Raw genomic sequence first — 19,335 nt, 5'->3', positions numbered from 1 at the left:
GCGCCCGCGCCCGCTCGGGACCCTTCGACTTCGTCACCGAGGTGGCGTGCGAACTGCCGCTCCAGGCGATCGCGGAGCTGATCGGGGTGGCGCAGGAGGACCGGTCCAAGATCTTCGACTGGTCCAACAAGATGATCGCCTACGACGACCCCGAGTACGCGATCACTGAGGAGATCGGCCGCGAGTCGGCCACCGAGATCATCGCCTACGCCATGAACATGGCCGCCGAGCGCAAGCGCTGCCCGGCCCGGGACATCGTGACGACCCTGGTGGCCGCCGAGGACGAGGGCAACCTGACCTCCGACGAGTTCGGCTTCTTCGTGCTGATGCTGGCGGTGGCCGGCAACGAGACGACCCGCAACGCCATCACCCACGGCATGCACGCGTTCCTGACCCACCCCGGCCAGTGGGACCTCTTCCGCCGCGAGCGCCCGGCGACCACGGCCGAGGAGATCGTCCGCTGGGCGACCCCGGTCAACGCGTTCCAGCGGACGGCGACCCAGGACACGGAGCTGGGCGGAGCCCTCGTCCGGAAGGGCGACCGGGTCGGCCTCTTCTACGCCTCCGCCAACCACGACCCCGAGGTCTTCACCGACCCCGACAGCTTTGACATCACCCGCGATCCCAACCCGCACCTGGGCTTCGGCGGAGGCGGTCCCCACTACTGCCTCGGCAAGTCCCTCGCGGTCCTGGAGATCGACCTGATCTTCAACGCCGTCGCCGACGCGATGCCCGCCCTCCACCTGACCGATCCCCCGCGCCGGTTGCGCTCGGCCTGGATCAACGGCGTGAAGGAGCTGCGGGTCAGCCACGGCTGAGGGGTGCGGGCACGGCCGGCGCGCGGCCTCACTCCCGCCCCGCCGCCAGCACCGCCATCACCCCCGACGCCAGTGCCGCGAGCAGCAGCGGGACGCCCAGGCCGTGGTGGAGGACCAGCCAGGCGCCCAGGCAGGCGCCTCCGGCCATGGCGAGGACCGAGGACGAGCGGCGTGGGGAGCGGTGGCCCGTGGCGTCGCCGAGGCGGGACTCGGAGGCGAGGGCGGTGAGGGTCATCGTCAGGACCGTGGTGGTCAGGTCGGGCACGCCCAGTTTGCGGACCGTGGCGTTGCGCAGGCCCATCGCGAAGGCGGTGAGGGCGATCAGGGCGTACCGGGTGCCGGTGGTGCCCGGCCAGGCGAAGGCCACCGCCGCCGATCCGCCGACCAGCACCGCCTCGGCCGCCAGGATCAGCCGAGCCCAGCGGCGGCGCGAGCCCCGGCCGAAGCGGGCCGCCGTCCGGCCGCCCGCCACCGCGCCGAGCAGGAAGCAGGCCAGGGAGGTGGCCGTGAACGGGACGGAGAAGCCGGGGGCGCCGGCCGCGGCGAAGCCGAGCACCACCACGTTGCCGGTCATGTTGGCCGTGAAGACCCGGCCCAGGCCGAGGTAGCCGACGGCGTCGATCAGGCCGCTGACGACGGTGAGTACCAGGAGTACGGCCACCAGCCGCAGTCCGCGCCCCTCGGGGTCCCGCTCCACGGCCGGCGCCGGTGTCGTCATCGTTCCTCCGCATTCCCGCGAGGTTCCACCACGGGGACACGGTAGGGAACGGAGGCCGGGGCGCGGGTCCGGACATGCGCGCGCACCCTCGCCGAGCGGAGGCGAGGGTGCGGATGCCAGGGCAGGTGCTGCCGGGGCGCGGCGGCTCAGTACCAGCCGTTGGCCTGCCAGAAGTTCCAGGCCTTGACCGGGCTGCCGTAGCGGGAGTTCATGTAGTCCAGACCCCACTTGATCTGCGTGGCCGGGTTGGTCTTCCAGTCGGCGCCCGCGGAGGACATCTTCGACGCGGGCAGGGCCTGGACCAGGCCGTAGGCGCCGGAGGCGCTGTTGGTGGCGGAGGGGTTCCAGCCGCTCTCGTGCTCGACGATCCTGCTGAACGCGTTGAACTGCGCGGCGTCCGGGATCATCCGGTGCGCGATCGCCTGGGTGGAGGAGGCGGAGGAGGTGGCGGCCTGGGCGGGGGCCGCGGTCAGAGCCAGGCCGGCGGTGGCGGCGGCCACGGCGGCGGTGGTGAGGGCCTTCTTCGGGGAAGCGATGCGGCGGATGAAGGAGACGGACACGGAGAACCTCTTGCGTCGGGGACTGTGGATCGCCCGCAGGGAAGGACCACGCGCTGTGGCCGTCTGCGTCGGAGCCGCGGCCCGGTCGGGCTCGTGCTGCCTGGCGACGTCGTCCAGAGAAGCAGGCCGGAAAGCTGCCCGCAATGACCCCTTTTACTAGTTGTGGCCGGATGGCGCGGAAACGTCCTCTCTGTGACGTGGGTCGCAATCCGCAGGTCAGAAGGGGTGCAACGAAGGGCGTATCGGACAAATGGGTCTACGGCCCCGGTTCGTAGGTGACGTGCGTCATGTGGGGTGCTTCACCGTCCCGCTCACGGTGCGCGGGCGGACCCTCACTCACCGGGACCGTCGAATGTGACCGCCGTCTCGAAAGCGGCCCGCCGTGTCGCCCGGCGCAGCGCGCGCAGCACCGCCGGACCGAGCGCCAGGGTCAGCACCACCGTGCAGACCGCCCGGCCCAGGTCCCAGCCGAGCGAGGTGGCCACGCAGTACGCGACGAAGTGGGCCAGGTTGACGGCGACCGGGGCGCCGGCGACGAAGGAGATGTTCGAGGCGGCACTGTCCAGGAAGGTCCAGCCGGACAGGTTCATCACCGTGCCGTAGGCGAAGGCCGCCAGGAAGCCGTACGAGGCGAGCATCAGCAGCTCGGCACGGCCGCGCAGCCGCACCGGGCCCGGCAGCAGGCCCGCGCCCATGGTGAACCAGCCCATCGACAGCATCTGGAACGGCAGCCACGGGCCGACCCCGCCCGTCAGCAGCGCGGAGGCGAACATCGTCACCGAGCCCAGCGCGAACCCGAAGCCGGGACCCAGGACCCGCCCGCTCAGCACCATCAGGAAGAACATCGGCTCGATCCCCGCCGTACCCGCGCCGATCGGCCGCAGCGCCGCCCCGGTCGCGGCCAGCACGCCCAGCATCGCCACGGCCTTCGGCCCGAGATCGGACTCCGAGATCGTCCCCGCCACGACCGCCACCAGCAGGAGCAGCAACCCCGCGAAGAGCCACGGCGCGTCCTGCGCGTGGGCGCTCAGATGCGAGGCGGGCGGGCTGAGGAACGGCCAGAACAGTGCGGCCGCCCCCACGGCGCTGGTCAGCGTGAGCGCGGCCAGTGAGCGGGGGCCGAGACGGACGGCGCGGACGCGCCCGGCCGGCGGGGTGCGGTTCATGCCAGGGCCTCCCGGACCTCGGCCACCGTCAGCCAGCGCTGCGGGGCCAGGATCTTCGTCACCTGCGGGGCGAAGGACGGGGAGGACACCACGATCTCGGCCGTCGGGCCGTCCGCGATCACCTCGCCCTCGGCGAGCAGCACCACCCGGTGGGCCAGCTCGGCGGCCAGCTCCACGTCGTGCGTGGCGAGCACGATCGCGTGCCCCTCGGCCGCCAGTGCGCGCAGTACGCCGACCAGCCGGGCCTTGGCCGCGTAGTCCAGGCCGCGGGTCGGCTCGTCCAGCAGGAGCAGGGGCGGGCGGGCGGTCAGGACCACGGCCAGCGCCAGCGCCAGCGACTGGCCCTCCGACAGGTCCCGGGGATGGGTGCCGTCCGTGATCTCCGGCAGCAGGGCGGACACCAGCGACCGGCAGGTGCCGGGCGCGGCGCCCGCGTCCCGGTCGGCCGCCGCGCACTCCGCCGCGACCGTGTCCGCGTACAGCAGGTCCCGCGGGTCCTGGGGGACGAGGCCGACGTGGCGCACGAGGTCCTTCGGCGCGGTGCGGTGGGGGGTGACGCCGCCGACGGTGACGTGTCCGGAGGCGGGGGCCAGGAGGCCGACGAGCGAACCGAGGAGGGTGGACTTGCCGGCGCCGTTGCGGCCCATGAGGGCGATGGTCTCACCGGGTGCCACGGTCAGGTCCGCGTGCCGGAGCGCCTGGACGCGGTCCCGGCGGACGCAGAGGCCGTGGACCTCGGCGATGTGCGTGCGCGAGGGCTCCGGGGCGGGGGCGGGGCGGCGACGGAAGAGCGAGCGCCGGGTTACAGCCTGCCGCTGCCGGAGGGGAGCGGTACCGCTCACCGGCACGGGAAGGGCATCGGCCACGCCCGCCCGCGCCACGGCTGCCGCGGTGATCCCGGTGCCGCCCGTGGCGGTGGGTGCGGTGGCAGCGGTGTGGTGGGGTGCGGACGCTGAGGGGGCCCGGGTGGCCAGGCGGGCACGGAGGGGGGCGGCCCGGCGGCGGGCGTCGCGGACGGTGAGGGGGAGGGGGGACCAGCCGGCCAGGCGGCCCAGGGCGACCACCGGGGGGTGGACGGGGGAGACGGCCATCACCTCGGCCGGCGGGCCCACCACCGGGGCGGCGCCGGGAGCCGGGAGGAGGACCACGCGGTCGGCGTACTGGACCACCCGCTCCAGCCGGTGCTCGGCCATCAGGACCGTCGTCCCCAGGTCGTGCACCAGCCGTTGCAGCACGGCGAGCACCTCCTCGGCGGCGGCCGGATCCAGCGCCGAGGTCGGCTCGTCCAGCACCAGTACCCGCGGGTGCGGGGTGAGCACGGAGCCGATCGCGACACGCTGCCGCTGACCGCCGGACAGCGTGGCGATCGGGCGGTCCCGCAGCGGGGCGAGGCCCAGCAGGTCGAGGGTCTCCTCGACCCGGCGCCGCATCACGGCCGGCGCCAGGCCCAACGACTCCATGCCGTAGGCGAGTTCGTCCTCCACGGTGTCCGTCACGAAGTGCGCCAGCGGATCCTGGCCCACCGTGCCGACCACGTCGGCCAGGTGCCTGGGCCGGTGGGTGCGGGTGTCCCGGCCGGCCACGGTGACCCGGCCGCGCAGGGTGCCGCCGGTGAAGTGCGGGACCAGCCCGCTGACCGCGCCCAGCACGGTCGACTTGCCGGCCCCGGACGGACCGGCGAGCAGCACCAGTTCACCCTCCGGCACCTCGAAGTCCACTCCGCGGACGGTGGGTTCGGCGGCACCCTCGTAGGTCACGCTGACATCCTCGAAGCGGATCACGGATGCTCCCGGGGGACGAGGGCGGGCAACAGGGCGAGCAGGACGGCCGCGGCGGGCCCGAGCGGCAGGCCGGGCGCGACGAGGGGGACGACCCCGGGGTGCAGCGCCTGCGGATCGCGGACGGACGCGAGCGTGAGCAGCGCGGCCACCGCGGCACCCGAGCCCGCGACCAGCCAGGCGCGCGGTCCCCAGGGATCCGGGCGGTACCGCGTCCGCGGCGAGCGCCGGCCGCCCAGCCGCAGCCCGGCGAGCGCGGCGGCGGCTCCGGCGAGCAGCAGGGGGAGCCCGTACGCCCCTCCCTCCGCCGTCAGCAGTCCGTACGTTCCCGCGCACACGCCGAGCAGGCCGCCGAGGGTGAGCGCGGTCGTCGTGCGGCGGACCCGGACGGGGACCTCGGCGGTACGGCCGTAGCCGCGGGACTCCATCGCGGCGGCGAGCGCGACCGACCGTTCCAGCGCACCCTCCAGCACCGGCAGCCCGACCTGGAGCAGCCCCCGCACCCCCCGGTCGGGCCGGCCGCGCAGCCGGCGGGCGGCACGCAGCCGCCGCACGTCGGCGACCAGGTGCGGTGCGAAGGTGAGGGCGACGACCACGGCCACGCCCGTCTCGTACAGCGCGCCGGGCAGGGACTTCAGCAGGCGGGTCGGGCCGGCCAGGGCGTTCGCCGCGCCGACGCAGATGAGCAGGGTGGCGAGCTTCAGGCCGTCGTAGCCGGCGAAGACGACCGCTTCCGCGGTGACCCGGCCGCCCAGCCGGATGCCCTGCGCCCAGTGCGGGAGCGGCACTTCGGGGAGCGTGAGCAGGATGTGGCTGCCGGGAATGGGGGAGCCGAGCGCCACCGCGAACAGCACGCGGACGAGGACGACGGCGAGGGCCAGCCTGACGAAGGCGCCGTAGGAGCGGGCCCAGGGGGTGGGGGAGCGGTGCGTGGCCACGACGTAGCCGGAAGCGGCCATGAGCAGGCCGAGGAGGAGCGGGTTGGTCGTCCGGGTGGCGGCGGTCCCCAGGGATATCGCCCACAGCCACCAGGCACCCGGGTGCGTGGCCCCTCGGCGCCGGGCGTCGGGGGCATCGCTCACCGGCGCCCCGGCGGACCGGTGTGCGCGCGCCGGCCCGCGGCGGGGCGAGCCGTCGGAGTGCGGCGGCCGCAGCCCCCCGGTCGCGCGGGGAACCGCGCGACCGGCCACGGCGTACCCGCCCGTCCGCCTCCGCTCACGCGGACTCATCGCGCCGCCGCCGTGCCCGCCACACCGCCGCTCCCGCCAGCAGGGCGACCACCCCCGCGCCGACCGGCAGCCCCAGCGACGGCCCGCCGCCGGATCCGCCCGCGCCGGCGCTTCCGCTCGACCGGCCCCCGGCGGAGACCTGCTCGCCGCACCCCGTCCTCGGGTAGCCGGCGATCGCGCACAGCAGGGCGTTGGTGTCGTACCGCAGCGGCTTGGCCACGGCGGCGAGCGCGTCGGCGCTGGTCGCGTCCCGCGGTACCCGCGCGCAGGCCGTACGGCGACCCGGCGGCCGCTCACCGGACGGGGCGTCCGCGCGGGTACCGAAGTCGAGGACGAGGGCGACACGCTTCGTTCCGGGAGCGGCGGGCGTGCCGGCGCAGACGGTGCCGAAGTCCGCCGCACCGCGCGGCCGGCTCGCGTCCGCCGAGTCCGCGCTCACCGCGAACCGGAAGCCCTGCACCGCGCCGTCGTCGGGACGCACGGTCGCCGGGCCCTGGGTGGCGTACGTCCAGTGCCCGCCGGCCCGCTCCCAGAAGGACCAGTAGCGGTAGCCGGCGGCCCCGGCCGGCCCGGCGGCGAACAGCAGCAGCCCGGCGAGGGCGGCGGCGAGCACCGGCACGGCACGGCGGACAGGGGTCACGGCCGGCGCTTCTTCCGGCCGCTCAGCAGGAAGCCGATGCCGATGCCGGCGACGAGCCCGACGCCGACGATCCACCAGACACCCGTGTCCGACTCCCCGGACTCCTCCGACTCCTGCGAGTGCCCGGTGGCGGAGTCCATGGACGGCGCCGGGCCGAGCGCGTTGAGCGAGCGGACCAGGCTGGTGCCGTGGAAGTCGCCCGGCTGCTCGCCGACCGCGTGGGCGGCGAGGATCAGCTGGGCGTACGCGGCCGGGCCGCTGCGCACCGCCCACGGTCCGGCGTTCTTCTCCAGCCAGGCGTACGCCTTCTTCGCCGGCTCGGTCCGGCCGTCGGCGGCGAGCGCGACGACGGCGTCCGCGGTGTTGCCGTAGTCGGGCTGGTCCTTGGCACCGGGCAGGGTCGACCTGAGATGCCCGCTCCTGCCGAGCGCCGTCGCCAGGTACGCGCCGGCGTTGTCGGCGACCTGCTCCCGGGTGGGGTGCTCGGCCTCGGCGCAGGCGTCCTGCGCCGGGGGCTTGCCGGCCTCGGCCGCGAACCCCTTGCCGAGGGCGCCCAGCACGCCGGCCGCCGTCGCGTCCGCGTTGGCGAGCAGCTTGCCCTTCTCGTCCGGCTGGAAGGCGAGGGCACCGCCGCCGTCCTGGTCGCAGGGCAGGGACCAGGCGGGCAGCGCGTCGTACGGCGACTTGCCGGACTTCCGGACGCTCGCCGGGTCGGTGCCGGACGCGGCGAGCGCGCCGACGACGACGGAGGTGGAGTTGGTGTCGCTGGGGCCGCCGGGGTAGTAGCCCCAGCCGCCGTCCTTGTTCTGCACGGACTTCAGCCAGTCCACGGCCTTGCCGACGGCACCGCCGTGCCCGCCGGTCGCGGCCAGGGCCTGCACCGCGGCGGCCGTGCTGTTCGTGTCGGACTTGGCCTTGTCGTCGCAGGGCTTGGCGGGCTCGGCGCGGAACGCGGTGAAGGAACCGTTCGCGCACTGCTGGCCGGTGAGCCAGTCCACGGCGGCACCGGCGGGCCGGTAGCCGAGCGTGCGCTGGGCGAGCAGCGTGAGCGACTGCCGCCACACGCCGTCGTAGGTCGGGTCGCCCTTGCCGTACAGGCCGTGCGGGACCGCCGCCTTCGGGGACGGCGCGGACGGGGACGGGTCGGCGGCCGTGGCGGGCGCGGCGGCGGCCAGCACGCCTACGGCGGCGAGGGCCGCGGCACTGCGGCGGACGTTCATGGTCGGCGACTGCCTCTCCTGTGGGGAGCCGGGCGGCGCACGGGAGGCATCCCGGGCGGCTCGGCTCCGTAGACCTCGACGGTGCCGTGCGCGGCGGGCCGCCGGCGCACGCGAGCCGGTCACCGTCCCCGTCCGGGGCAGTCCGGCTCACCGCCGGCTGCGGCGGTACACGGATGGGGGTGCCCCCGGCACGAGCGCGGCCGGGAACTGAGGGAGGGTCAGCGCCGGGATTGCACCGGCTTCTCCCCGTACGGGTGTGATGACGACCCCGCCACTTTACCGGCCGCCCCGCGCGGGCCGACGGGTGGCCGTGGGCACAGCGGAGTGGTGACCGGGGTCACGGGCCGGGAGGCCCAGGGGGTGTACCCCGCGACGCCGGCATGATCCGGAACAGACCCCCTAGGCGGCGTACACGCCGGTCGCCGGCAGGACCGTCGCCGTCAGATGGCGGGCCAGGCGGCGCAGGGCGGTCGCGCAGTCGGCGGGGTTCTCCGCCGTGACCACCCAGTGGGCCAGGCGGTCGGCGGCGGTCGCGTGCGGGGCCGCCGTGACCGGGGCGCCGGGGTGGTGGGTGAGGAGCATGCGGTCGGCGGCCGGGTCGTGCTCGGCCGCGGGGTCCAGGTGGAGCTGGGTGAGGCGGCCGGTCGTGGCCGGGTAGGCGAACTGCACGGCCGCGACCCGCTGGCGGGTGGGGGTCAGGTCCGGATGCCGGCCGGTGGCGAGGGAGACCGCGGCACCGGCCAGGTCGACGCCGGTGGCGCGCTCCACCAGCAGCGGGATCAGATCGCCGGGCAGGTGCGGGGCGACGTCGAGGACCCGGGGGCCGCGGGCCGTCATCCGCAGGACGACGTGGGCCACCGTGTGGGCCAGGCCCAGGGCGCGGACCGTCCGTTCGACGCAACTCCGCAGGAAGCGGTTGTGCAGAAGGCCGTCGTGGGCGTGGACGCAGTGCCGCAGCGCCGCTCGGGCGGGCGGCGGCCCCGGGGTCGTCCGGGTGAGGGCGACGATGCGGACCTCGTCGTCCAGCACCACCGTCTCCGCCGACACCAGCGGACCGGGCGTCTCCTCCGGCTCGCCGGTACCGGCCGCCGGCAGCCGGTGCCGTTCCAGCAGGGCCTGTAATGCCGCCGGGTCGGCGCAGGCCGCGGCCGCTTCGTACGGCAGGCCCGGCAGGCCCAGCCGGCCGGTGATCCGCGCGGCGGTGGCCAAATGGGCGGCGGACCAGGTCAGGACGCCGGCGACCGGGTGCCCGGCCGCGTGGGCCAGCACGGCCTCCGCCGCCTGCGCCTCCCGGGCCGGGTCGACCGCGAGATGGGCCCGCAGGTGCGGGCGCGCCCAGGCGGGCGGGTCCGGGTCGACCAGGACGACCGGGTGGAGCGCGGCGATCCGGGTCAGCGGGAAGTCGTCGCACGTCTCCGGGCGGCCGGCCCCGAGGAGCACGACGGGCTGCGCCATGGTGCCTGGACCTTCCTCGGGGAGAGGGCGGACAACGGACACCCCGGGTGCCGCTCCCCCATCGGCGGCACCCGGGGCGGGTCGGATCTTGCTCTCCGTGCAGCGATCCTCACCCACAGCGCCCTCAACTGTCAACGATAGCTGCGCTATCCGGCAGGGAGCGTTGTCACGTCTGGTCGCCGAACGGGCGAACGGGTAGCCTCGCGTCAGCCCAGCCACCGAACGGATGACGCGCCCAGGGGGGACCTCGGTGAGTGACGCCTACGCCTCGCTGGCCGATGTCCTGGACCGGCTCGGCGAGTTGACCGGCCGCCCCGGGCGCCTGCCGGAGGCCCTCGACGTGGCCGGTCTCTCCTACCGCACCGGCATCCCCGTGGGCGTCGTCGTCGAACTGCTCTCCGGAGGCCGGGCCCCCGAGGCCTGCCTGGCCCAACGAGTGCGCCAGCGGCTGGACTTCATCCGCGAGAGCCGGCGCCGCCCGGACGGCAAGCGGTACTCGCTGGACGAACTGGCCCGTATCGCCGGGACCAGCCGGCAGTGGCTGAGCGAGTGGCGCAAGAGCGGGATGCCGAGCCTGGAGCACGCCGACCGGCTGCGCCGCTTCTTCGGCCTGCCCGCCGGCTTCTTCACGGCCGACGAGCCGGAGGCGCTGCACGAGGCGCTGCAACCGGTGGTGCAGGCCCTGGAGGCCGAGGCGGACCCGCTGCTGCGGCTGCGCGAGAGCGGGCTGATACGACTGGCCGCCCGGGCCCCGCAGATGAACGCCCGGCAGCTCGCCACCCTCGCCGACCTGGCCGAGATGATCATCGCCTCCGAGCGGGCGGAGGGCACCTCCGGGCGGGCGGAGGGCACCGGGCGTGCCTAGACCGACCGCCAGGGCCGCGAGACCGGCCGGGCGCCCCCGGTCGTCGGCCTCCGCGAAGCACCCCGGGTCCCCACGACGCTTCCTCGACCGGCTGGTCCGCGACACCGTCCGCGGCCTCACCCCGCCGACCGGCCCCGAGGCCTTCCTGCACGCGCTGTGCGCCACGCTCAGCCCCCGGCTGGACCGCCCGGTCCGGCTGAAGTTCGTCGCCTTCCCGCCGGGCCTGGACGTCTCCGGGATCACGCTCGCCCGGGAGGAGGACTACATCGTCGTGGTCGAGGAACGGGCCCCGGACCCGCACAAGTTCGTCATCGCCGGGCACGAGATCGGCCACATCCACTACGGCACGCTGGACGTGCACTACCCGGCCGGACTGCCCGCCGCCGCCCGCCGGCTGCTGTCCCGCGCCGAGGACGACGTCCCCTGGGACCGGGTCGCGGCCCTGGCGACCCGGTCGCCCGCCGCGGCGGCGGCCGAGGCCGAGTGGGAGGCCGAGGAGTGCGGACTGCGCCTCGCGGCCAAGTTCTCCAAGGTCGTCGGGCCGGGCGCGGCCGGCCGGATGACCCAGGACACCCTCACCGACCGGCTGTCGTCCTCCCTGGGCAACATCGGCGGCCCGTGATGCGCTGGGACCTCGCCGGCTCCTTCGCCGCCTACGCCGTCCCGGCCGCCCTGCTCGCCGTGGCCTTCATGATCAAGCTGCCGCTGCTGCGGCGCGCCTGGCAGGACCCGATCCTGCGCGCCACCGCGCTGCTGCTCGGCATCGGCGTGCTCGTCTTCGCCTCGCTGCCGCCGGCCAACCTGCACCGCATCAACGTGCTCGCCGGCATCCCCAACTTCGCCGGCCTGTGGGTGTACTCGCTGCTCACCGTGTACTGCGGCGCCTGCGTGTGGCTCATCATCACCTGGCGGGAGCCGCCGTCCGCCGCCCGCCGCCGGCGCACCCGGCTGGTGTGGATGGCGTACACCGTCATCATCGTCGGCCTGTGGACGACGTTCCTGCTCGGCGACCACCGGGTGGAGCGCACCCGCGACCTCGACACCTACTACGCCGGCACGCCCTGGATGCGCGAGTTCGTGCTGCTCTACCTCGTCGCGCACCTGGCGTCCGCGCTGGTCGCGGCGGGCATGCTGTGGGCCTGGTACCGGGAGGTCGAGGACACCTGGCTGCGCCGGGCGGTGATCTTCCTCCAGGTGGCCTACGCCCTCGGGCTCCTCTTCGACGCGGCCAAGCTCGCCGCGGTCGGCGCCCGGTGGAGCGGCCGGGACTGGGACTGGCTGTCCACGTACGCCGCCCCGCCGTTCGCCATCGCCGAGGCGGTGCTGGTGGCCGCCGGCTTCCTCGCCGGGCAGGCCGGGCCGTGGGCGGCGGAGCACCGGCGGCTGGTGCGCACCCACCGGCGCCTGAAGCCGCTCTGGCAGACCATGCTGACCGTCACCGCGCCGGCGGCGCCCGCGACCGGGCGGGTCAGCGGTGCCGCGCTCCGCCTGGAACTGCGCCGGGCCGCCATCAACGACGGGCTGCTCAAGCTGGCCCCGCACCTGAGCCCGCACCGGCGGGAGCGGACGCGGCAGGCGGCGCTCGCGGTGGGCTACCCGCAGTCCGTCGCCCGGGGCATCGCGGCCGCGGTGGACGTCCTCGTCGCGGCCGACGCGCTGCGCGCGCCGGAGGGCCGCGACCCCGCGCCGCAGGGCGGTCACCCCGGGTCCGTCTCCGTACCGGACAGCGAACTGGAGTGCGTCGCCCACGCGTTGCGCTTCCACGCGGCGGCCGTCGAGCGGTTCCGCCGGCAGGCGGCCGCGCCGCAGCGGCTGCTGCCGGGTGTCACCGGGGAGCCGGCGTGACGGCCGGCCTCACCTCAGACGCCGGCTGAAGAACGCGGCAGATGGCGGCTGAAGAACGCGAGGGCGGCGTCGTCGGCGAACCGCGGGACGCCGGTGTGCCCGCCCATGTTGGCGTGCAGGGACTTCTCCTCGGAGCCGAAGGCGTCGAACAGGTCCAGGGCCGCCTGCCGGTCGTTGCCCTCGTCGTCCCACTGCAGCAGGACGTGCAGGGGGACGGTGACCCGGCGGGCCTCCTCGAACAGGGCGCGCGGGACGAGACTCCCGGCGAAGAGAGCGGCGGCCGCGATGCGCGGCTCGACCGCCGCGAGCCGGATGCCGATGGAGATCACTCCCCCCGAGTACCCGGCAGGGCCGCCGATCCCGGGCAGCGGGAGGAGGGCGTCCAGGGCGGCCCGCCATTCCGGCACCGCCTCCTCGACCAGGGGCAGGACGAGGGCGTCGATGATCTCGTCGCTCACCGGCTCGCCGGCTTCCAGGGCCCGGCGCAGGCCGGCGCGGGCCTGCTCGGCGGCGGGCCGGCGGGGCCGGTCGCCGCTCCCGGGGAGTTCCAGGGTGGCGGTGGCGAAGCCCTGTGCCGCGGCGTTCCGGGCCCGGGCCGCCAGTCGGGGGTACGCCCGGCCCAGCCCGAGGGGAGGGGGGCCGAGCAGGATCAGCGGCGCCGGCCGCGATGCGGACGCGGACGCGGGCGTCCACAGGAAGCCGGGGATCTCGTCCAGGGCGAAGGGGCGTTCGAGGACGCCGTCGTCAAGGCGCGGCTCGGAAGTGAACTGCAGAGGCATGGTCGTGCCTTTCGGGAGTGCGCGGGATCGGCGCTCCCGGACGACCTCTCCGTCGTCCGACCGTGACTCCGGAGGGGAGCACCCATGTCGGTCGAGCGTTCACGGGTACCACCTCCTCGGTCTCTCGCACGGCCTCCGCGAACCTAGCAGCGGCCGTCCCGCGTCCGCCAAGGGTTTTCGCGCAGCCCCCACCGTGGCGGACCCCCGCCTGCGCCCGGCCGCAGCCGGGCTACACCGCCGCGTACGCCACCGGGTCGCTGCCCGGCACCGGTTCCGCCCGGCCCAGCTTCACCAGGCGGCGCAGGTGGGACTCCGCCTCGGAGACCGCGATGGTGCGCGAGCCGTAGGGCAGGTCGGCCCAGGGGCGGTTCCACTCCATGCGCTCGGCGAGCCGCCAGGGGGTGAGGGGCTCGGCGAGGAGGGCCAGGAGGCCGGCCAGGCGGCCCTGGTGATGGTCGAGCAGGGCGCGGACGCGGCCGGGGGCGTCGGTGAAGGGGTGCTGGTGGGCCGGGAGGACCTCGGCCGGGGTGAGCCGGCCGATCCGCTCCAGTGAGTCCAGGTAGTCCCCCAGGGGGTCGGTGACCGTCGCGTCGTCGGGGTCCTCGTACAGGCCGATGTGCGGGCTGATCCCGGGCAGCAGATGGTCACCGCTGAACAGCCGCCCGTCCCCCGGGAGCCCGCCCGGGTGCTGCTCCTCCAGGTGCAGGCAGACATGGCCCGGCGTGTGCCCCGGGGTCCAGATGGCGCGCAGCCGGCGGCCCGGCAGGTCGAGCAGTTCGCCGTGGACGATCTCCCGGTCGGGCGGCGCCGGGGACAGGCCGGGCAGGTTCCCCGCGCGGGGCGTCCGCAGCGGCGCCACGTGCTCCTCCGGCGCCCCGGCCGCCGTGAGCTTGGCCGCCATGTACGACCACCACTGCTCCGGCCGGGTCTCGCGCGTCCGGCGGACGATCGCCGCGTCGGCCGCGTGCAGCGTTACCCAGGCACCGGAGGCCTCCCGGACCCGCGCGGACAGGCCGTGGTGGTCCGGGTGGTGGTGGGTGACCACCACGCCGTACACCTCCCCGACCGCCGTGCCGCAGGCCGCCAGCCCCGCCGCCAGGGTGTCCCAGGACCCGGGATCGTCCCACCCGGTGTCGACCAGCACCGGCCCGCGGTCGGTGTCCACCACGTAGACCAGCGTGTACCCGAGGGGGTTGTCCGGGATCGGCACGCGAACGGCCCGTACACCCCCGCCGTGATCGAACGCCACCACCATCGGACCTCCGCCCCTGCGCCGCCCACGGCCTGGACCCACTCTAACTAGAACTGGTTCCAAAGGTCGCCCGAGTCGACCGATTCAATCGAGAGACCGCTCTCCCCGGTGGACCGGCGTGGACTCCTGTGGCCGGAGCTGATATCAGTTCTGACAGGGCGTCAGAAACGGCGGCGGAAGCGGTGCGCTGCGGCGGGAGGCAGTCGGCCATGACCGAACTCGTGGAACACGGACAGCTTTTCATCGGCGGGGAGTTGACCGACCCGCTGGGCCGGGACGTGATCGAGGTGATCTCGCCGCACACCGAGGAGGTCATCGGGCGGGTGCCGCACGCCTCCCGGGCGGACGTCGACCGGGCCGTGGCCGCCGCGCGCCGCGCCTTCGACGAGGGGCCCTGGCCACGCGCCACGCTGGAGGAGCGGATCGAGGTCGTCGGCCGCATCAAGGACGGCATCGCCGCCCGGCACGAGGAGATCGCCCGGGTGATCTCCTCGCAGAACGGCTCCCCGTACTCCTGGAGCGTCCTGGCCCAGGCGCTCGGCGCGATGATGGTGTGGGACACGGCGATCCGGGTCGCCCGGGAGTTCACCCACGAGGAGCGCAGGGAGGGCGTGCTGGGCCCGATCCTGGTCCGGCGGGAACCCGTGGGCGTGGTCGCCGCCGTCGTGCCCTGGAACGTCCCGCAGTTCGTCGCCGCCGCCAAGCTCGCGCCCGCGCTGCTGGCCGGCTGCCCGGTCGTCCTCAAACCGTCCCCGGAGTCCCCGCTGGACGCCTACCTCCTCGGCGGGATCGCCCGCGAGGCCGGCCTCCCTGAGGGCGTGCTGTCCATCCTCCCCGCCGACCGCGAGGTCGGCGAGTACCTGGTCGGCCACCCCGGCGTCGACAAGGTCTCCTTCACCGGCTCCGTCGCGGCCGGCAGGCGCGTGATGGAGGTCGCCGCCCGCAACCTCACCCGGGTCACCCTGGAACTGGGCGGCAAGTCGGCGGCGCTGGTGCTGCCGGACGCGGACCTGGAGGCGGCCGTCTCCGGGATCGTCCCGGCGGCCTGGATGAACAACGGGCAGGCCTGCGTCGCCCAGACCCGCATCCTCGTCCCGCGCACCCGCTACGACGAGTTCGCCGACGCCTTCGCCCGGGCGGCCCGCGCCCTCGTCGTCGGGGACCCGCTCGACCCGGCCACCCAGGTCGGCCCGCTGGTCGCCCGGCGCCAGCAGCAGCGCAGCCTGGACTACATCCGCATCGGCCAGGAGGAGGGCGCCAAGATCCTCACCGGCGGCGGCCGTCCGGACGGCCTGGAGCGCGGCTGGTACGTCGAACCGACCCTCTTCGGCGACGTCGGCAATTCCATGCGCATCGCCCGCGAGGAGATCTTCGGGCCGGTCGTCTGCCTGCTCCCGTACGGCGACGAGGCCGAGGCCGTGCGGATCGCCGACGACTCCGACTACGGCCTGTCCGGCAGCGTGTGGACGGCGGACACGGAACGCGGCGTCGACATCGCCCGGCAGATCCGCACCGGTACCTACTCCGTCAACACCTTCAGCCTCGACATGCTCGGCCCGTTCGGCGGCTACAAGAACTCGGGCCTGGGGCGGGAGTTCGGCCCGGAGGGGTACGGCGCCTACCTGGAGCACAAGATGATCCACCTGCCGGCGGGGGCGTAGTCCATGGGTGACCGCTGGCACGTCGAGGTCGACCGGTCGCTCTGCATCGGCTCGGGCCAGTGCCTCCACCACGCCCCGGGCGGCTTCCGCCTCGACCACGCCCGCCAGTCCCACCCGACCGCCCCGGACACGGACGCCGGCGAACAGGTCCTGGCGGCGGCCGAGCACTGCCCGGTGGAGGCCATCGTGATCACCCTGCGGGACAGCGGGGAGGCGGTGTTCCCGCCGGAGGAGTGAGCGGCCGGAGCGTGTTCCCAAATGGTGGGAATTGCCGGGTTCCGTCAGGGGGTGGACGTTCTATCCTGGTATCAGCCTACGAGGCGAGTGAGGGAGTCCGACCGGAGTAGCCGACTCGGGCGAGACGCGCAGGCATCCGCCCCGGCCGACAGCGACGGTAGGGCTGAGAGGCCGGAAGGCAGCAGTCGGGCCGTACGGCGACCCCTGGACCTGATCCGGACCATGCCGGCGAAGGGAACCCGTCTCGTAGGTCTTCCATGCCGGTGCCGGCCTTCCATGCCGGTGCCGGTCTCGCGTGCCGCTCAGGCGCGGCGGTCCGGGTCCGTCAGGTCGATCAGGCGGCACACCGTCTCGATGTCTATCTTCACCTGGGCGATGGAGGCGCGGCCCGACAGCCAGGTGATGAGGGCCGAGTGCCAGGTGTGCTCGATGACCCGAACCGCGGAGAGCTGCTGCGGGGTCGGATCCGCCAGGCCCATGGCGTCCAGGATGATCGCGGTGGTCTGGCGGGAGACCTGGTCCACCTCCGGCGAGACGCTGCGGTCGGCGAAGGTGAGCGCGCGGACCATCGCGTCGGCCAGGTGCGGCTCTCGCTGCAGGGCCCGGAAGGCCCGCATCAGGGTCTCCGCGACCCGGCCGGCGGCCGAGTCCCCCGTCGGGGGCTTCTTGCGCAGGGTGCCGTGCATGTGCTCCAGCTGGTCCTGCATGGTGGCGACCAGCAGGTGCACCTTGGACGGGAAGTAGCGGTACAGCGTGCCGAGGGCCACCTGGGAGGACTCGGCGACCTCGCGCATCTGCACCGCGTCGAAACCGCCCCGGCTGGCCAGCTGCGCGCTGGCGTGCAGGATCCTGCGCCGGCGGGCCTCCTGCCGCTCGGTGAGCGGTGACGAGGCCGGGCGCGAGGTGCTGGCTTCCGCAGGCATGGGTCCCGTTCCGTGACAGTCGGTGAGGGCGTCCGCAAGGCTCGTGATCACACAGGATGGCAGGGCCGCGCGCCGTGGCACGAATCACCTGATCCACTGCTCACAGCACCCCTACCTGCCGGTAGATTCAGAGCCTCTCGAATGATCAAGTCTGAAACTTGTTCTAGATTAGCGTCCCGTCGTAGTCTCGCGGGACAGTGCACGCAGAAGGGGGCCCGGAGTGACCGCTGAGGCCGAGCGACCGCTCGACATCGCGCTCCTCACCTACAAGGGGAACCCGTTCTGCGGCGGACAGGGTGTCTACGTACGGCACCTCTCGCGCGAGCTGGCCCGGCTCGGCCACCGCGTCGAGGTCATCGGCTCGCAGCCGTACCCCGTCCTCGACGAGGGCTACCCCGGGCTGACCCTCACCGAGCTGCCCAGCCTCGACCTCTACCGCCAGCCCGACCCCTTCCGCACCCCGAAGCGGGACGAGTACCGGGACTGGATCGACGCCCTGGAGGTCGGGACCATGTGGACCGGCGGCTTCCCCGAGCCGCTGACCTTCTCGCTGCGCGCCCGCCGGCACCTGCGCGCCCGGCGCGGCCGGTTCGACGTCGTCCACGACAACCAGACCCTCGGCTACGGCCTCCTCGGCGACATCGGCGCCCCCCTGGTCACCACCATCCACCACCCCATCACCGTCGACCGGCAGCTGGAGCTGGACGCCGCCGCCACCTGGCAGCGCCGCTACGCGGTCCGCCGCTGGTACGCCTTCACCCGCATGCAGAAGCGCGTCGCCCGCCGGCTGCCCTCGGTCCTCACCGTCTCCGGCAGCTCCCGCCAGGAGATCGTGGACCACCTCGGCGTCCGCGACGACCGGGTCCACGTCGTCCACATCGGCGCCGACACCGACCTGTTCGCGCCGCATCCGGCCGTGCCCGAGGTGCCGGGCCGGATCGTCACCACCTCCAGCGCGGACGTGCCGCTCAAGGGGCTGGTGTTCCTCGTCGAGGCGCTCGCCAAGGTGCGCACCGAGCACCCGGCCGCGCACCTCGTCGTCGTCGGCAAGCGCCCGCAGGAGGGCCCGGTCGCGCAGGCGATCGAGCGGTACGGCCTCGAAGGCGCCGTCGACTTCGTCAAGGGCATCTCCGACGCCGAACTCGTCGACCTGATCCGCTCCGCGCAAGTGGCCTGCGTGCCCTCCCTGTACGAGGGCTTCTCGCTGCCCGCCGCCGAGGCCATGGCCACCGGCACCCCGCTGCTCGCCACCACCGGCGGCGCGATCCCCGAGGTCGCCGGCCCGGACGGGGAGACCTGCCTGGCCGTACCGCCCGGCGACGCGGGGGCGCTGGCCGCCGGCCTGGTCCGGCTGCTGGGCGACCCCGAGCTGCGGCTGCGGCTCGGCCGGGCGGGCCGCGAGCGGGTGCTGCGCAACTTCACCTGGGCCCGCGCCGCCGAGGGCACCGTGGCCCACTACCGCGAGGCCATCGCCCGCGCCGCGGCCGACCGCCCCGCGGCACCACCGGGCACCGCCTCCGCGACCCCCGCGAGCGCCGCCCCCGCGGCCTCCACGAGTGACACCGGCGTCTCCTCCGAAAGCAGGGCCACGTGCTGACCGTCGACTTCTCCCGGTTCCCGCTCGCCCCCGGCGACCGTGTCCTGGACCTCGGCTGCGGGGCCGGCCGGCACGCCTTCGAGTGCTACCGGCGCGGCGCCCAGGTCGTGGCCCTGGACCAGAACGCCGAGGAGATCCGCGAGGTCGCCAAGTGGTTCGCGGCGATGAAGGAGGCCGGCGAGGCGCCCGAGGGCGCCACCGCCACCGCCATGGAGGGCGACGCCCTCGCCCTGCCCTTCCCCGACGAGTCCTTCGACGTCGTGATCATCTCCGAGGTGATGGAGCACATCCCCGACGACAAGGGCGTGCTCGCGGAGATGGTGCGCGTGCTCAGGCCCGGTGGGCGCATCGCGATCACCGTGCCCCGTTACGGCCCCGAGAAGGTCTGCTGGGCCCTGTCCGACGCCTACCACGAGGTCGAGGGCGGCCACATCCGCATCTACCGGGCGGACGAGCTGGTCGGGAAGGTCCGCGAGGCGGGACTGAAGCCGTACGGCACCCACCACGCCCACGCGCTGCACTCGCCGTACTGGTGGCTGAAGTGCGCCTTCGGCGTCGACAACGACAAGGCGCTGCCGGTGCGGGCGTACCA

The 19,335-nt window shown here is 74.8% G+C and carries 19 protein-coding genes; 8 read left to right on the top strand and 11 right to left on the bottom strand.

Annotation, left to right across the window (positions count from 1 at the left end; all coding sequences use genetic code 11):
* Positions 1 to 818, top strand: an 818-nt coding sequence (locus tag IE312_RS42425; protein ID WP_229900588.1) for a cytochrome P450, incomplete at its 5' end; no start/stop codon positions are given.
* Positions 819 to 846: 28 nt separating this feature from the next.
* On the opposite strand, the gene IE312_RS29835 is transcribed toward IE312_RS42425, so the two are convergent.
* The 8 genes from IE312_RS29835 to IE312_RS29800 form a co-directional block, all read right to left on the bottom strand.
* Positions 847 to 1,536, bottom strand: a complete 690-nt coding sequence (locus IE312_RS29835; RefSeq protein ID WP_189985394.1) for a YoaK family protein — start codon at positions 1,534 to 1,536, stop codon at positions 847 to 849.
* A gap of 146 nt (positions 1,537 to 1,682) precedes the next feature.
* The gene (locus IE312_RS29830; protein ID WP_189985393.1) at positions 1,683 to 2,096 is read right to left on the bottom strand and encodes an aggregation-promoting factor C-terminal-like domain-containing protein; all 414 of its coding nucleotides are present in this window, start codon (positions 2,094 to 2,096) and stop codon (positions 1,683 to 1,685) included.
* A 332-nt stretch (positions 2,097 to 2,428) separates the two neighbouring features.
* Positions 2,429 to 3,262 carry an ECF transporter S component gene (locus IE312_RS29825; RefSeq protein WP_189985392.1) on the bottom strand — a complete coding sequence of 278 codons (834 nt, stop codon included), beginning with the start codon at positions 3,260 to 3,262 and terminating at the stop codon, positions 2,429 to 2,431.
* The gene (locus IE312_RS29820; RefSeq protein WP_189985391.1) at positions 3,259 to 5,043 is read right to left on the bottom strand and encodes an ABC transporter ATP-binding protein; all 1,785 of its coding nucleotides are present in this window, start codon (positions 5,041 to 5,043) and stop codon (positions 3,259 to 3,261) included. Before IE312_RS29820 ends, IE312_RS29825 begins: the two co-directional genes overlap by 4 nt.
* A complete protein-coding gene (locus IE312_RS29815; RefSeq protein ID WP_370467625.1) occupies positions 5,040 to 6,269 on the bottom strand; it encodes an energy-coupling factor transporter transmembrane component T in 1,230 nt (409 codons plus the stop codon). Before IE312_RS29815 ends, IE312_RS29820 begins: the two co-directional genes overlap by 4 nt.
* A complete protein-coding gene (locus tag IE312_RS29810) occupies positions 6,256 to 6,909 on the bottom strand; it encodes an SCO2322 family protein (RefSeq protein WP_189985390.1) in 654 nt (217 codons plus the stop codon). The genes IE312_RS29815 and IE312_RS29810 overlap by 14 nt, the downstream gene beginning before the upstream one ends.
* Positions 6,906 to 8,129 (bottom strand): SCO2321 family membrane protein, encoded by a 1,224-nt coding sequence (locus IE312_RS29805; protein ID WP_189985389.1) that lies wholly within the window; start codon positions 8,127 to 8,129, stop codon positions 6,906 to 6,908. Before IE312_RS29805 ends, IE312_RS29810 begins: the two co-directional genes overlap by 4 nt.
* 399 nt (positions 8,130 to 8,528) lie before the next feature.
* Positions 8,529 to 9,584, bottom strand: a complete 1,056-nt coding sequence (locus IE312_RS29800) for an ATP-grasp domain-containing protein (protein ID WP_189985388.1) — start codon at positions 9,582 to 9,584, stop codon at positions 8,529 to 8,531.
* 250 nt (positions 9,585 to 9,834) lie between these two features.
* Between IE312_RS29800 and IE312_RS29795 the strand changes: the two genes are divergently transcribed.
* Genes IE312_RS29795 through IE312_RS29785 form a run of 3 tightly spaced genes read left to right on the top strand, consistent with a single transcriptional unit; the run spans position 9,835 to position 12,294 of the window.
* Complete coding sequence (locus IE312_RS29795; RefSeq protein ID WP_189985387.1) at positions 9,835 to 10,449, top strand: helix-turn-helix domain-containing protein; 615 nt, start codon at positions 9,835 to 9,837, stop codon at positions 10,447 to 10,449.
* The gene (locus IE312_RS29790; protein WP_229900586.1) at positions 10,442 to 11,071 is read left to right on the top strand and encodes a hypothetical protein; all 630 of its coding nucleotides are present in this window, start codon (positions 10,442 to 10,444) and stop codon (positions 11,069 to 11,071) included. The genes IE312_RS29795 and IE312_RS29790 overlap by 8 nt, the downstream gene beginning before the upstream one ends.
* Positions 11,071 to 12,294, top strand: coding sequence for an MAB_1171c family putative transporter (locus IE312_RS29785; protein WP_189985451.1), 1,224 nt, complete (start codon positions 11,071 to 11,073; stop codon positions 12,292 to 12,294). Before IE312_RS29790 ends, IE312_RS29785 begins: the two co-directional genes overlap by 1 nt.
* Positions 12,295 to 12,308: 14 nt before the next feature.
* Here the strand turns inward: IE312_RS29785 and IE312_RS29780 are convergent, their stop codons facing one another.
* Together IE312_RS29780 and IE312_RS29775 are read right to left on the bottom strand one after the other, a co-directional pair.
* Positions 12,309 to 13,067: a dienelactone hydrolase family protein gene (locus tag IE312_RS29780; protein WP_189985450.1), complete on the bottom strand. Its 759-nt coding sequence runs from the start codon at positions 13,065 to 13,067 to the stop codon at positions 12,309 to 12,311.
* A gap of 235 nt (positions 13,068 to 13,302) precedes the next feature.
* Positions 13,303 to 14,328: a Strvi_7410 family MBL fold metallo-hydrolase gene (locus tag IE312_RS29775; RefSeq protein ID WP_189985386.1), complete on the bottom strand. Its 1,026-nt coding sequence runs from the start codon at positions 14,326 to 14,328 to the stop codon at positions 13,303 to 13,305.
* Positions 14,329 to 14,534: 206 nt separating this feature from the next.
* Between IE312_RS29775 and IE312_RS29770 the strand changes: the two genes are divergently transcribed.
* Positions 14,535 to 15,986 (top strand): aldehyde dehydrogenase, encoded by a 1,452-nt coding sequence (locus tag IE312_RS29770; RefSeq protein WP_189985385.1) that lies wholly within the window; start codon positions 14,535 to 14,537, stop codon positions 15,984 to 15,986.
* Between the two features lie 3 nt (positions 15,987 to 15,989).
* Positions 15,990 to 16,223, top strand: a complete 234-nt coding sequence (locus IE312_RS29765) for a ferredoxin (protein WP_189985384.1) — start codon at positions 15,990 to 15,992, stop codon at positions 16,221 to 16,223.
* A gap of 302 nt (positions 16,224 to 16,525) precedes the next feature.
* On the opposite strand, the gene IE312_RS29760 is transcribed toward IE312_RS29765, so the two are convergent.
* The gene (locus IE312_RS29760) at positions 16,526 to 17,146 is read right to left on the bottom strand and encodes a TetR family transcriptional regulator (protein WP_189985383.1); all 621 of its coding nucleotides are present in this window, start codon (positions 17,144 to 17,146) and stop codon (positions 16,526 to 16,528) included.
* Between the two features lie 220 nt (positions 17,147 to 17,366).
* On the opposite strand from IE312_RS29760, the gene IE312_RS29755 reads away from it, so the two are divergent.
* The gene (locus IE312_RS29755; protein WP_189985382.1) at positions 17,367 to 18,743 is read left to right on the top strand and encodes a glycosyltransferase family 4 protein; all 1,377 of its coding nucleotides are present in this window, start codon (positions 17,367 to 17,369) and stop codon (positions 18,741 to 18,743) included.
* Positions 18,737 to 19,335 (top strand): class I SAM-dependent methyltransferase (locus tag IE312_RS29750; protein ID WP_229900585.1); only part of this gene is annotated, 599 nt, incomplete at its 3' end. The genes IE312_RS29755 and IE312_RS29750, both read left to right, overlap by 7 nt.

Source organism: Streptomyces capoamus, assembly GCF_014654935.1.
GTDB lineage: Bacteria > Actinomycetota > Actinomycetes > Streptomycetales > Streptomycetaceae > Streptomyces > Streptomyces capoamus.
The sequence above is the reverse complement of the archived record's forward strand: the minus strand, read 5'-3'. Positions and strand labels throughout refer to the sequence as shown.

Bases quoted from the DNA above. Each gene is read 5' to 3' on its own strand.
- IE312_RS29835 (WP_189985394.1), bottom strand. From the start codon at position 1,536: ATGACGACACCGGCGCCGGCCGTGGAGCGGGACCCCGAGGGGCGCGGA.
- IE312_RS29825 (WP_189985392.1), bottom strand. From the start codon at position 3,262: ATGAACCGCACCCCGCCGGCCGGGCGCGTCCGCGCCGTCCGTCTCGGC.
- IE312_RS29815 (WP_370467625.1), bottom strand. From the start codon at position 6,269: ATGAGTCCGCGTGAGCGGAGGCGGACGGGCGGGTACGCCGTGGCCGGT.
- IE312_RS29805 (WP_189985389.1), bottom strand. From the start codon at position 8,129: ATGAACGTCCGCCGCAGTGCCGCGGCCCTCGCCGCCGTAGGCGTGCTG.
- IE312_RS29800 (WP_189985388.1), bottom strand. From the start codon at position 9,584: ATGGCGCAGCCCGTCGTGCTCCTCGGGGCCGGCCGCCCGGAGACGTGC.
- IE312_RS29785 (WP_189985451.1), top strand. From the start codon at position 11,071: ATGCGCTGGGACCTCGCCGGCTCCTTCGCCGCCTACGCCGTCCCGGCC.
- IE312_RS29775 (WP_189985386.1), bottom strand. From the start codon at position 14,328: ATGGTGGTGGCGTTCGATCACGGCGGGGGTGTACGGGCCGTTCGCGTG.
- IE312_RS29770 (WP_189985385.1), top strand. From the start codon at position 14,535: ATGACCGAACTCGTGGAACACGGACAGCTTTTCATCGGCGGGGAGTTG.
- IE312_RS29765 (WP_189985384.1), top strand. From the start codon at position 15,990: ATGGGTGACCGCTGGCACGTCGAGGTCGACCGGTCGCTCTGCATCGGC.
- IE312_RS29760 (WP_189985383.1), bottom strand. From the start codon at position 17,146: ATGCCTGCGGAAGCCAGCACCTCGCGCCCGGCCTCGTCACCGCTCACC.